At 40.7% G+C, this 13875-nt stretch carries 6 protein-coding genes; 1 reads left to right on the top strand and 5 read right to left on the bottom strand.

Annotated elements, in window-relative coordinates; all coding sequences use genetic code 11:
* Window positions 1–428: 428 nt before the first annotated feature.
* The 4 genes from BW716_RS37590 to BW716_RS06500 form a co-directional block, all read right to left on the bottom strand.
* A complete protein-coding gene (locus BW716_RS37590; RefSeq protein WP_143708757.1) occupies window positions 429–719 on the bottom strand; it encodes a hypothetical protein in 291 nt (96 codons plus the stop codon).
* A gap of 26 nt (window positions 720–745) precedes the next feature.
* Entirely contained in the window at window positions 746–4987 is a 4242-nt protein-coding gene (locus BW716_RS06510; protein ID WP_083721725.1) for a DUF6443 domain-containing protein, read from the bottom strand.
* A gap of 4 nt (window positions 4988–4991) precedes the next feature.
* Complete coding sequence (locus tag BW716_RS06505) at window positions 4992–10118, bottom strand: DUF5977 domain-containing protein (RefSeq protein ID WP_083721724.1); 5127 nt, start codon at window positions 10116–10118, stop codon at window positions 4992–4994.
* A gap of 588 nt (window positions 10119–10706) precedes the next feature.
* On the bottom strand, window positions 10707–11153 hold the full coding sequence (locus BW716_RS06500; protein ID WP_143708756.1) for a hypothetical protein: 447 nt from the start codon (window positions 11151–11153) through the stop codon (window positions 10707–10709).
* 1423 nt (window positions 11154–12576) lie between these two features.
* Here BW716_RS06500 and BW716_RS06495 point away from each other — a divergent pair.
* Window positions 12577–12843, top strand: a complete 267-nt coding sequence (locus tag BW716_RS06495; protein ID WP_083721722.1) for a hypothetical protein — start codon at window positions 12577–12579, stop codon at window positions 12841–12843.
* A gap of 3 nt (window positions 12844–12846) precedes the next feature.
* Here the strand turns inward: BW716_RS06495 and BW716_RS06490 are convergent, their stop codons facing one another.
* Window positions 12847–13800, bottom strand: coding sequence for a hypothetical protein (locus tag BW716_RS06490; protein WP_083721721.1), 954 nt, complete (start codon window positions 13798–13800; stop codon window positions 12847–12849).
* Window positions 13801–13875 lie beyond the last annotated feature (75 nt).

Here is a 13875-nt window from a genome sequence, read left to right as displayed (position 1 = left end):
AGGCAAACAGATTTAAATCAACCTTCTTCCGATGTTGATGAGCGTTGTGATAGTTCAGTTTGGTCAGTCAATTTGCGACCCATCGGCCGGAAGACCGAATATGTTGGCTCGTCTATCAATATTGCCGCTACTTTTGGCCGAATCGGTTGATTAGCAAACAACCCTTCCAGAATTGCCTTTGCTTCAGGTAGCCTGTTTCTGCTAGCAAAGAAAAAGTAGCAGTTGAAACCGGTCTACTGGCACTCGCACACAACTTAAGGAAGAAAGCGGCTTAAAAAAGCCGATATCACCTACTTTTAAAAAACACCTGCCCCAACAGCTTTCTTTACAAATCTTACTTCAATTCGATTACGCTCTATACATCGCCATAAAACAAAAAAGGGCGCCTCTTATTTTTGAGACGCCCTCATGTTCAATGCATTTAAAAATCAATTCTTTGTTATTAATTCATGGATAATTGCCCCTATCCAGAATAAGCCTGTTATAGAAAAAAACAATCCCACTATTCTCTGCTTATATGCAAAAAAAATGATCGCTCCTATCGTAATTAAAACCGGGCCACTGAAAAAAACCTGGATATAAGAATGAAATGGTAATAATGGGAAGTAGTTATAAATAGCTTTATAGTCTTGTAAAAAATATAATAATATTGGATAAACCATGATTATTCCCATGATAAACAAAGAAACTAAAATTGTTTGTTTTACTGAAGTAGCCATAAATATTGATTTCATTTTAATTACTTCTATTTTCTATCTTTATTAAGGTCCCGTAAAATCATATTCACTACTGCTCTTAAGGCATAATCATCAATCTTACCATGTTCGTTTGTGAACCTTGTCACATCTAAATTCACTACCGTAGTATTGCTGCTTTCTTCCTTTTTATTTTTATCTCCATGTGATCTTACCAAAGAAGGGTTAGTTTGATATATATTTATATTCTTATCTACATTAGAAGGGATGGTCCTATCAAGATTATCGGATTCAGGGCCTGCTGCTGCATCAACTGTAACTAATAAAGAAACGGGCACATTTGCTTCCTTCAATCTCCTAGCTAAATGCGTAGCCATCACTCCACCGTAACTATATCCCTGCAACACTACTTTTCCTCCCTCAACATCTTTACCATCACTTTTATTGTAATTGGATAATACATAATCATATGCACTTTGAGTTGCCTTATCCAAACTTTCTTCATTTTCATGATTTGTATTCCAATATTGGGAATAAAAAGATTCTCCCTGCCCACCCTTCTTGCTAAGATATTGTTGCTGTACTTGTTGAATAATCAAAGGCGCCCCTCCCTTATCCTTATGCATAAAAAGATCTGCTCCTCCGAATGCAACCACAACATCACCAGGATCTTGTCCTTTAACATCAATAAATCTAATTGGATTATTATAGGCATAAGCATATGGAGAAATTGATTCGTACTTTTCTATTTTCGGATCAACTACAAGCCATCTACCGGTCTGTGGATCCTGCATTCTGGCTCCATAGTCATACCATTCAAGTCCTGAGCCATCTCCGAACTCTTTTGATTGTAGCTCCTTCCCATTATATTTCATCCGATTTTCTGCATACTTCGCTCCTTTTATAGCCGCTGCACTAATTCCCGCCATCGTGAGGCCAAACGGATAATAATGCGTCTCCTCCAATAACAGCCCTCTGTTATGGACTACCACCAAATTATCAAAATACACATTCTCCCCACTTTCATTGCTTGTATAAATATAAACAAATCCTGTTTTTTTAATAACGAACTTCTCTACCGTCAATGTTTGTAATTCATCAGGATTTCCCTGTACCTGTTTCACACCACTATTATCATCTACCATGTTGAACAGGTCGTCAAAAAGTACATAGGTGAGATACGCCTTTGGTTTAGTAGCAAGGTTCTCATCCGCATCCTTGCTGATCAACTCTTCGTACTCACTGGATGTATATGCTGACGAAATAGCGGAATTTGTACCCGCAGCCGCATGTGTACCATCAGAGATAGTGGAAGAACTGAATGCCTGTATAAGTGCGGCCAGCATACTGCTTGTGGTAGTACTGGAGGTGCTCGCTGCCGTGCTTTTATAAAATGCTTTGACCCCCAGCTGCAGGGTATCCCCCGCCATCACCCGTAGTACAATGGATGGACCTATTTTTTCACCACTTTCTGCATTCAGCCTGGCTACATATGCATTTGGATTGGTAGTTTCATCCGTTGGATAGCCAGCAGGAAGCGCTGTGCGGGTATTGTCTATGTTACTGAATAAAGCGTTTTCAGTCGCACTGCCGGCTGTCTCCATGGTAGCGGCGTATACGCTGGTGTCTGCATTATCTCCCAATACTACCCTGACATTGCCCAGGTGATCTTTTTCAAAATAATCCCAATGATAAACGAGGGCTTTGCCGGAATCGTATTCCGGACGAATACGGCCTTCTTCGTGAATAATATATCGTAAGGTGTCCCGTTCATACACTAATCCTTCTATGTAGTCAGTCACAGTAGTTTTGACAGGAGACAAGGTACTGTCCACTACGGTTTTTTTCAGTTTCCTGCCATCTGCTGTATATAAATAATTAATTGTACCCTTGCCGCTGACCAGAATTTTTTCTGGAAGATTCAGCAGGTTATAACTGATAGAAGTGATATGCTTATTCTGATCGGATATTAAATTCCCATTACCATTGTATGTATAGTCATCGCCTGTGTTTGTACCATCATTAAAATCACCTAGTTTGGCGGTGCTTGTATTACTGGCATCCGTCACGGTCAATAGCTTATTACTGTTGGCCTGGTAGGTATACGTCAGGTTATCCACATTACTGTTGGTAGTACCTATTAACCCCTGTTGTTTCATTGAGCTAATGTTACCATTTGCATCATAAGCGAGGTTGCTTACTGTAAAGTCAGCTTTGTCTGATGTCCATGCTGCTCCTGTATTGTTTTGCTGGTTAAAGACAGCCTTTTTGAGGCGGTTGGCGCCATCATAACCAAAACCGTATGCCCTTGGTATGCCGTTGGACCTGGTTTTCCATTTGATGCCTGCAATGTTGCCATTGTATTGGCTGCTATCAAAGCCATCATCATAACTGATTTCTTCACCGAACCAGTTGTCTGTGCCGGTGGAATTGACGAATGCTTTGTTGATACCCGCTAACCAGCCTTTTATATTATAAGTATAGGTGAGGGTATCTAACTGCCCACTGGCAGCTACGCCTATTTTCTTTTGCTGCAATTGTCCCAGCTCATTATAGGTGTTCTCTGCGATCTTTTCCTCGAGGTTGGTGCTGTCATTCAGCCGCTTGACGAGTGAAATCAGGTGACCGGCTGCATCATAACCCATTTTGGTCAGTAAGGTTGTCTGAGGCGTGACAGTGCTGGAAGGATTGGTATGCGTAAGGTAGGTGCTTAACACCTTGCCATTGTAGTCATATAGAAGGCTGGTCACATCTTTTCCACCTGTATGGTTATCTGCAATTGTCTGGATAGTCAGGGCATCATCGTCGAAGTAGTTCGTGGTGGTGAGCCATTGGTCTGTGCCTAATATGCGAACCTTTGTGCCTGTGGTGAGAGTGGCGACACGCGTACTGGAAGAAGTATTGGCCTGGCTATAAGGATTGTCGCCTGCTTCCGGTTTTGAAAGGGCTGTGTTCACAATGCTATGTACACCAGTATAGTTATAATTATCATAGTAAGTGTAAGATAATGGGGTGAGTGCACCCGCGCTGATGTCCGGCACGGGATTATAGACCGGAGAGGTATCGCTGGTAGAAGTATTCAGCGTACATTGCAGGGCTTCTCTGCTGCTGGTAACGGTGTAAAGCGCCGTTTCATAGGGGCGGTTCAATCCATCGTAGAAGTTAGTCAGCCACTCGGGAGAAGACTGGCCTCTTTGTAATGAATCCTGAGTAAATACGACTCTGTTTCTGCTATCATATACCATTAAAACAGCTCCTGCTCCGGGGATTTTTTTCGAAATCATGCGGCCACGTGCATCATATTGATACTGGAAGCAAAGTTCATCGGCGACGGTTGAAGTGATCTTCCAGTCAGACATGATATTTTGTACTGCCAGTGGCGGTATTACAAAGCGAAGACTGCCCAGATCGTCATACACGTAGTAGGTGCATAACCATCCATCATGGGCTTTACCAGGACTATCGGCCAATTGTACTTTTTTGAGAATGAGTTGGCCGTCTTTGTCCTTGTATTCTATCACCTGGTGCCCTGCTTCATCGATTAAAATGTTTTTATTGAGCTGCCCGGTACTGTAAATGCCGGCAGTATCAGGAAGAGTAGCGGAACCGGAACCATAAGTAGCAGTGGTGGAACAGTTCTTTTTACTAATTGCAATTTTCCAGATCAGTACAGCATCGTCGCTGGTATTGTAATAGTACTGCATTTCTACCGGATGATTTCCGCCTGTTTGTGCCCAACTATCACCGGGGTCCCATTTTTTTAATACCCGGTTTAGTGGAGAGGCTTCATACTCAGTCTGGCTATAGTACACATGTTCATTTGCGATGCCGGGGTTGAGTGCAGTATTTTGATAAAAAGATGCTTGCGCCGCAAACGGATCTGACTTTATTTTTCCATTATGGGCACTATCCTGTTGAGGTATATAGGGCAGGTATTGATATTGTTGTCTGCCAAGTGAATCATATACTACAGCAGTGACCATATCATTGCCGTTAGGACTGATTCTTCTTGCTACTGTTTGCATGGGTCTGCCCAATCCATCCAGATATTGAGTCATCAGCTTCACATCAGCTGTTGACCTGCTGGTATCAAATACCGCATTCGGATCTGTCGTAATCATACTGGGAATCCAGACCCGGATAGAACTTGCTTTTAAGGTATTTAGCGCAGCAGGACGCACTACAGGAGTAGCGGCAGTACGTGATGTATTGACCGGTACCTGTGCCATGCCGGGAACAATTGTTCCCAGCAGGCAGATATATAATAAATATATAAATTTTGATTGTCGCATTGATTTAGTTTTTCCAGACAAGGATGAATGTGGTCGGTGAAATGCCGGTGAAAGTAGCTATTGTACTGGTTGTAAAAGTCTTTTCAACCCCATTGATACTGGCTGTACAAGATCCTGTTCCGGTTATCATTTGCATCGTAATAGTGTAAGTGACACCGGTCGCCACCGTTGTATAATAAGGCCAGTCCGTTTTAGCTGTGGTATTGACAGCTTTTGCACTGGTCGAGTTGTTTGTAGCTACAATGCTTAATGTACCCGGCACTGTAGCTCCGCGTTTCACTACGACCCCAAAATTTTTACCGGATGGTATACAGTAACCATACTGGTTAGCTGCAATCGGTCCCTGTTGATTAGCGTACGCCTGTGCCTGGGCATTTGCATCAGCCTGGGAGATTGTGGAAGTGTATAAACCTGCGGCTAACGTATAAATATAAGCGACACCCGTAGAATCTCCTGTACAGTTGGTTTTGGTATAAGACCCGGAGCTGGCTCCACTGCTATATACTGTAGGTGCTACAGTGGATAAAACAACATTGATAGTAGGTGAAACTGCTGTCCATGTTTGACTACCATTGGCTGTAATCGTTTTGGTCGTACCATTTACGGTGATATATACCTGAGTTGTGGACGCCATTGTCACAGTATAAGTTGCCCCTGTTGGTATAATGGCACATGCTTTCAGGTCTTCGTCTGTAAGCGGACTAAAAGTTTTTTGATATACAACCGCACCGGTAGTAGTATTTGTGACGGTGATACTAAATGGATTCAGGCTACCAGAACCAGCTTTTTTACTGAACAACAAATTGCAGGTCTGACATGTGCCATTTGTATTAGCATAGCTTTGCGCATTGGCATTAGCATATCGCAGCGCGATTGCATTGGCAGTATCCTTGCTGATTGTAGTAGAGTCATGTCTTGCAGCTACAACATAAGTTACATCGGTACCCACATACCCGGAATCACAGGCTTTGGTTTTGGTCACTTTTTGCTCATCACTGAAATAGTAACATATCCCTAATCTATTCGCCTGGGCGGTACCACTATCTTTCAATGCAGCCTTTGCCACTGCATTGGCACTATCCAGACTGACCAAAGTATAATAGGTGTTAGCCGGGATAGTAGCTGTTATCCATGAACCTTCTGCCCTGGAATCCGTACAATTTGTTTTCTGAAAACTACCGGTTTGTGCTGTATTATAGTAACCACAATTTCCTTTTAAATCTGCATAAGCCTGTCCTAATGACTGGAACTTTGCTTGCGCTTTTGCGTTGGCATCGTCCTGACTAATATAGGAAGTATCAGTTCCTCCTGCCAGTCTATATTCAATAGGATTGGATATTCCACCATTGGTACATTTGGAAGAGTAGAAGGTATCTACCAGTTGCTCACTCAGGTAATAACTACAATCGCCCATTTTATTGGCATAGCTTTGTCCATTCGCTGTAATGTCAGCCAGTGCTTTCGAATTTGCATCAGCTACACTTACACGGGAGGCATATCTGCCCGCTTCTACTGCATAGGTTATTATGGAAGTACTCCCGGATGAACAGGTCTTTGTAAAGTTTTGGCTCTGGTAATCATTATAATATACTGCGCCATCACACTGATCAATCTCACCTGCATAGTTGTAACAGTACATTTTCAGGATATTCCTATCCTTATTGCGAATCAGTTTCAGTCTGTTCAGACCATCAAATTCGTAATATAGTGTATGGTTCCCTTCGTCAGACTTGCTGGTCATACCTTTAAGCGGATCGAAGGTATAAGTGCTCATCTGGGATGCTGATGGGCGTAATTTGATATCATCAAACCATACTTTCCCGCTACCATTATTTGTCAGACTGATAGTGATGTATGGGGTACCGGAAGGAACGGAGTATTCTTTTTCAATGTATACCCATTTACCAGTTTCGGACGTAGATATATTCGCTATATTGGTTGAGCCGGTGCTGGTTGCACTGGTTTTTGACAATAGATTTATAGTAGCAGAAGGGCCATTGCTGTACACCCATCCGGAGAAACGGAAGGTAGTCGTGTTTGAAAGAGATACATATAACCAGTTTGGATTGATGTATGTACTTGCACCACTAATGAGACCAGCATATTTACCAGTGTGAGAAACAGTGGCATCGCGGGTAACGCCTGTCCAGGAACTAATATCCTCAAAGCCATCATATAATACCTGATTGAGAGCAGCACCGGCAGTTTGGGAAACCGGATAGGTACCATCAGCAGTCCAGGTGTAAGCAGCCGTGATACCTTTATCATCTCTGATCTGGCGGATGTTACCATAAGGGCCATAGCTTTGGTAAGCAATGGTGGTAGCAGGCAGACTGTTGTCGTTACCTAATTGCCAGCTACTGTCCATTTTAGGCGCTATCAAACTATCATTAGTGCCCCAGCTGTTTCCAAACAGGGTATGTTTATAACTCAGTAATGTGCCATTAGTGTAGTTTCCCTGCCAGTAAGGTTGGCGGATCATGTTTCTGTATACCATGCTATTGAGAATGGATGCATTGCCATCTGTGGATGCATGTTCCCCAGGATAATACATCTTAGAGACAATCGTATCAGACTTACTATTGACTCTGGTAACAGATTTGGGGTAGTTCTTACTATTATACGTGTAATTAACTACGTTTTCAAATAGAGTTCCATTGTTATCATACTCGCGAACGGTAGTAGAAGCCAGGTTACGACCTCCACTCTTTAAAGGTATATAGCTAAATCCAAAGCTGTTTTGAGCTGTTTCGTCTCCACACAGGTCGTCCAGATATAATCGTTTTGTATAAATCAGGATCGCCGTATCAACAGAGAAGTTACTACCGCCATATGAATTATTGGTCCATTTAATAAGGTCGAAAGTACTATCAGTGGCATTAAACCTGAATACTTTTTCATCCAGTAGCAGATCTTCTGCTAAGGAATTATCCACTCGTTCTTTACCACCAAAGGTACTGGGGTTTGCAATCGTCGTATAATCCGTTGGCAATGCATACTGATACATTGTCAAACCATTAGGTTTGTCGTTGTTGTATTCATATTTATAAATATAGTTGTATACAACATTGGCTCCCTGAAATGTAACAGAAGGATAATACGACTGGCCATAAAATGTATATCGATATCCGTATCCTGGAATACATGATGCCGTTCCGTGCACCAAATTTCTATAAGTTTCTATACCAGTATAGTTTTTGCTACGAATCTCATCTGCTGGTATTAATAAAGTGCCTCCTTCGTTCTGTGATGCACCATATTTATATACCTCTTTTTTCTGAAGAGTATTGTCTAAATTGTATGATTCAATAGATTCGATTCTGATACCTCCGCCCATTGAACTTGTTCCCACCTGATTAAGGATGGACATACTTATTGTAGCCTTTATGCTGGTTGTAATATAGTCGTCGATATATAGACGTAATTTGTAAGTATGATTGGAATCACAGTTGTATGAAGCTGTAATAGACTCTGGTGATGTACCATCTCCCTTGGGGTATAAATTCAATGGCAACGGCTCGGTAGTACTTAAGTTTAGATCATATAATTCAACTACCTGGGCATATGTCTTTGAATTTGGTGAGTGAGTGGAATAATCAATATTGATAACAATTGAATTTGTCAGACTCTTGTTTAGGGGCGGTTTTACCTGAAAGATAATACTTGTATCATGAATTGACTGCTTAGATGCAAGCAATCCTGTAAATGTGACATCCACCAGTTTTTGTAGACTTGTATAAGTGGATACATCATAATATTTAGAAATGCCAAAATTATATTTTGTATAGCCTCCGGTAGGATAGGTAACCTTGTTTAGTGTTCCCGCTAAAATCGCAGAAGCAGAAGGTTCCCTGTTCGCAATACCCAGGTTACCGAAATTCTGGAGAAATTCCTTTTCTGGCAGGGCCTGTGGTAACAGGGTAAACTGAGTCGGATTACCATTGTAAAATCCCCACCAGTCTACTCCATTAGAAGCGGTATTGGGCAATTGGGTATTGTCATATTCAAAACTATAACGTTCCGGTTGTTGCCCATCCATATCCTCCATAGTAAAAGAAAGGAGTTTTAACCTGTAATCACTAAAGGAGGGATAGCTGTTGCCGTCATAGAAATAATCATATGCCAGGGTCGCTTTTTTAACACGCTGGTAGCTACCATTATCCTTACTGTATACAACAATGCTATCCAGGGCATTGCCACCGTAATCTTTACGGAGTGTATTAGCATAGAACTTCACTTTCCCCTGGCGGAAAGTGATTTCTGATATTTTGGGTGTGTTACTATAAGAGTAAGAATAGGATACCACTGCATCTTCTGGCTTATAGCCACCTATATCCTCCTGCGATTGATTCCAATGATATAATTTGGTATATGAACGTGTCTCATCCAGTCCTCTGTCTGCAGAGTTGGTGTCCGCCACATAGCTGAATGTGACAGTATCTTTTGAATCATTAGAGATAATGCTGGTCAGGTTCCAGCTCACAATATGGCGCTGTACACCCTGGTTATCTGAAAATGAGTAAAGCTTTTGTTCAAAGGCATACCTGGTGCCGTCATCGTCTGTAACCTGGTAATTATTGTCGCTCGTTCGCTTTATCACAACTGGTTGATATGGAGCGGTTACAAATTTCTTATCCCGCCTGGAGTAAAAGAACCTGCAGGATTTACCAGGGATACTTAGGTTGAAGAAGTCGGGTTGTAAATCGAGACCATTACTTTCCCCCCAGGATCGCATTAAGTAATAATCATTGATCTTTTCAACTGTATCAATATTGATGTAATGGTTAAACCAACCTTTGGCTGTAGTTTCATCTTCTATACCCCGGATAGATCTGGAGATGTTTCCACCAGGCATACAGGTCCAACCAAGTCCTACCCAGGTAGCTTTTTGTCCGACTTTTATGCCGGAGGCGTGATAGCTAAGAGAAATAGGCACCTTAATCTTTCCGGTGTTGATTTCATAAATCGGGTAGGCAATCTGTGGTACACCGGTGTACAGACTTACGGGTGTACTGGTGTACTTGAATAATTCTGCCTGATCGGCCGGTAGCGGGACGATAGGGTTGTCTTGTGCATTGCTGGTAAGTGGTGTGATGAAGCATAGCAATAGGGACAATAAAATCTTTTTCATTAAATGCTGATGTAATTATTGGAAATGGGTCGGGATGGTGTACAGATCATCACAGAACCAATGGTTTTCGTAATGGGTATTAGATGCACATAACAAAGCTATATAGGTAAAAGGTAAAAAGAACCCGGATCAACGTTAGGGTTATTTTGTAAAAGTATTTATAGTTGAAGACAAATGTTATAACACGTATGTTGTATAATTGAATGATTGACGGTCTTACAGTATAAATTCGATCTTCGAAATTCCAGAATATATTACCTGTACTATACTTGCTATATTATTCGAGGTATCGGCTATAAATGAAGTTCTTTGTAATTCGGGGCATAACTAATTTAGTTGACTCGCTATCTTTTATGCGATCCGTCATTTTTCTTTTAAGTAAGGCTGTCCGGGAACTCGAAAATAAGATGCTTGGTTTATTTTAATAGCGCTATTTATAACAATAATTGAATTGGCCCGCTGGTGATTGCCCCCTTTCTGGAATGTTTTATTTCTGAATCAACATTTTTTCCCGACGATACTGATTGGTTATATGGGTTTTATTTTGGAGGTAATGTAATATTATTGTTTACTGCCTGAAAAGCTGTTTTATATTTCACAATAAATCCCCAAAAACCAATGGTCCTTAAAATGCGCCCTGTAGGCTACGGCTCCCACATCCTCATATATATCTTTCGCATATTGAGGAAAGAAGAAATAGTCGTAAAGGAAGGTATTAGGCACATAGGGATGCCTGCCTTTATAATCGATACCGGTGGGTGTAAATATGATATCTTTTAAAAACTCACTATCATACCCTTCTTTATAAACGGCACTGAAGCATGCGCCTAACACTGTCTGCGCATCTTTGATGTTCGCGTTAACACGCAGTCTGTTATTGGTTAACAGGTCAATAAATTTAACCACATCATTCCAGTCAACATCTGCTGCCGGGCCGGTTACTTTTATTTCGATGTTGATAGGATATTTATCAACCAGCGACCGGTTTTCCAGGCTCCGCCACATGTTGACCCTTTTCTTCAAATACGAACTCATAACGGCTTCCGTTCACCACTAACTCTATAGTTTCTTTTTGTATGGTCTTGTGTTTCTAGAAATGGAGAGTTACGGCGTTGCCAGAGCCACAATGGTGGCCAACAACGGGAAGACCAAGTGGGTCATTTTCAAATCTGTGATGGACAATATGACAATGAAGGATGACAAAGCAAAAAAATATGCTGCTAAAACCAGCGCAATGTTTCTCAAAAACCTTTTAGAGAAAAATTACATTTAGCAATCGGGCTGTCAGCCATCCTGTCCAGACTTTGAACGCAAAGTCTGGGCAATGGTTCGTTTGGCGATCGGAGAATAAATGTCCAGCATGAAAAGCTGGTACTGATGCAGGTTGCTGTGCTGCAGGAAACAAATTTTCGATTCTGGATCGGTAACGAAGTTATCATTACGGAGTACCGGTAAGCACGTCCAACTACTTCGCTTGAGGTACCAGCAAAGACAATTCATCCGGCAAATCCCCCCCGTAAGGGTCATGTTCTCTATACCGAATTGTTGATAATACGAGGGTATTCCAAAGGAATTGCGTAACCGTAGCAGATAGGAACGACTTTCATCCGTCAATGACATTGCGCCAAAAGCAATCATCTGTGTAATAATTACTAAAAACAAGACCTTTCAGGTTTGATCAATCGTTTTAATTGGACTTATAATTAAATAAATTATTAATATAATAATTAATTATTTTCAACATTTTAATATCTATCCGTTTACAAGAAAATTATTGTTTGCGTTACGCAAACAAGACAAAAAAGCAAACAATTCAAAATTCAGTATCTTATGGATCTATCCTAAAGGTGAATTTTAGTCCTGAATTTTTTTGGGAGATGGGGAAAAATTGGAAAAGACGGTGTAGATTCCGGACCATGGTGGTTCTTCGTCATGTTTGGTGGTGACGTAGTAAATACAATGGTGAAAGAGTTAAGAATCGTTCTGATTTCCCTTAAGCATTTCATCTCAAGAGTTACGTACACTTAACACGACCACCAAAGTTGACGAAGAACCACCATCAGCGGAATTTACAAAAGACGGGTAGACATTTTTCGAATAGCAGTACTGTTACCTCTATACACGAAACAAATTCGTAAAAAGGAAGCAATGACACATTGAATTATTTACTAAAAAAGCCGGAGAATGCTGGTGATATAGCCTGGCAGGACGCCATCTTTAAAAAACTTGGGTGCTCCATTCTGCAGTCAGTTACAACATCATATAGAATTGTTGATGGCAAATAGATACAATGCAGCGGTTGATGATTCAATTCGTTATTTAAGGGATTAGAGACAAACCACAAAAGAGCGTTAGATTTAATTGAGCAGGCTCAAAACAGGTAAATATCGGTTGCAAAAAAATACCTTTACAACAGGTAAACACCAATCATTATAGGATAAACATAAATCAACATCAAATGAAAAATAACATAACCCCACAGGACTTCTTTTGTTTACTGGAGATGATAGCTGGCAGAGTCAGTTTAGAAATGAATGAACTGGCCTATAAAAAAATACTGGGTGCTACGTTTGGAGAAACAGACTACAGCAGGATCACCAAGATAATTCCCAATTTGAATGGCAATACAATCACCTTCAACAACGATATGGCTGAAAATAAAGTGACGATAAAAGCAAAGTATACACCATACACGAAGGAGGAAATTAGTATAGAACTTATTTAATAATTATGGCAAAGGATATTCTATACCTCCAAAGGAAAAATCAAGCCTTCTATTCTGTAATACCTTGTAATCTCTTCCAAACTCGAAGGGCTTTATCGTATATGTTTGCTGATTGCTTTTAAAAATGTTATAAACCACTGCCGGTAATAGCTCAATCATAAGCGTAGAGTGTGGCTTGTGACCTGACTTGCGTAAATCTGTGAATGGCAAATAAATTTGAAATACCTGATTAGCAAACCTGAGTACAAGGGTATATTCAGGGAAAGCTTCCTTTTTTGTATATATATGGTTAGCCTGATACAAATCTGCGCCGGGTTCCCGCCAGTAAACCCCGTTAAGTGTAGTCATGAATCCATAATTGATGAAGTCAATATTATCTTCAGCAGATAAAAGCCATTTATAAATATGATTGCAATAAACATCAAATTCAACAGGCATTAAGGACATACCAATTTTAACCAGGGCTTTATATATCTTTAATGGTACAAAGGGAGGATGACGAAACAGAATGCTTAATTGATGATTATCATAATCTATTTTCACATCAGAATCTTTACCCGCAAAGACACTTCGTTTACCTTCTGAATAAAGCACTTTAGTTACCAGGTCCTGATTCCGGCCATCAGACCTTGATTGAAATATAGGGACACCCCGCTTCCCCTGGATTCCCAACATGGTTAAAAAAGGTCTTACAAAGGTAGCCAGATGAGATTCATAATCACTGAAAACATGGTTACACTTGTCGCATTCCTGGGAAGTATAAATTTGATTCCTTCCTAACAGTTCAGGAAGAAGATGGGTAATCTCATTAAATGTTGTTTCACCTGGTGATTTCTTACAAAAGCGGCAATAGGTCTTCTCATCTTTGCTGCCCTTCTCAAAAAATTTCGAACTATTCAGCAAGCTATATTTTTTCCAGAAGCTGATTGGATCAGGAACCTCTTTGTTTTTATACATCCGTTTTAATTAAAGTAAATAGCTAAATAACCCGTCTTTTACATCGCAAATGTATTTAAAGCAGAATGTCATCAG

Source organism: [Flexibacter] sp. ATCC 35208 (genome assembly GCF_001975825.1).
Classification (GTDB): Bacteria; Bacteroidota; Bacteroidia; order Chitinophagales; family Chitinophagaceae; genus Chitinophaga.
This window is presented reverse-complemented; position numbering and strand designations above follow the sequence as displayed.